The following is a 682-nucleotide window of genomic DNA, read 5'->3' on the forward strand; positions in this document are numbered from 1 at the left end:
TGCAAAATCAGCTCATCAATCACGGCTATGTCACCAGCCGGGTTCTGGCTCCTCGCCAGGATTTGCGTACCCACACCTTAAAACTGGTGATGATACCGGGAAAAATCCGGCATATCCGCTATACCCCGGACAGCGGGAAAGATATCCAGCGGATAACCCCCTTTCCCGCGCGTGAAGGCAAGCTGCTGGATTTACGGGACATTGAGCAGGGATTAGAAAACTTGCAACGTTTCCCGACCGTGCAGGCGGATATGAACATTGTTCCGGCAGAGCAGCCGGGGGAGAGCGATATTGTGCTGGACTGGCGTCAGTCCCGGCACTGGCGAGTCGCCACGTATTTGGATGATACCGGCTCTAAGAGCACCGGGCGTTATCAGGGCGGATTAACCTTCTTTCTGGATAACCCGCTGGCGTTAAGCGACCTGTTCTACCTCTCCGGGGGACGCGATATTCACGCATCTGCCGGGAAAGGCAGCCAAAACGACACGCTCTATTACTCCGTGCCCTTCGGCTACTGGATGACGAGCGTGACGGCCAGTCATTACGATTATACCCAGACAATAGCCGGGCTGAATCAGGCGATCCAATACCGGGGCAAAAGCCAAAACCTGGCGGTCCAGCTTAGTCGGGTGCTGCACCGTAACGCCGACCAGAAAACCTTGCTTAACGGCGAAATTTATCG

General features: G+C 55.3%; 1 protein-coding gene. It reads left to right on the plus strand.

Annotation, left to right across the window (positions count from 1 at the left end):
• A partial coding sequence (locus AAC155_RS24260; RefSeq protein ID WP_146748163.1) for a ShlB/FhaC/HecB family hemolysin secretion/activation protein occupies nt 1-682 on the plus strand: 682 nt, incomplete at both ends.

This window comes from Photorhabdus sp. HUG-39, from assembly GCF_963878365.1.
In the GTDB taxonomy this organism is placed as follows: Bacteria; Pseudomonadota; Gammaproteobacteria; order Enterobacterales; family Enterobacteriaceae; genus Photorhabdus; species Photorhabdus kayaii.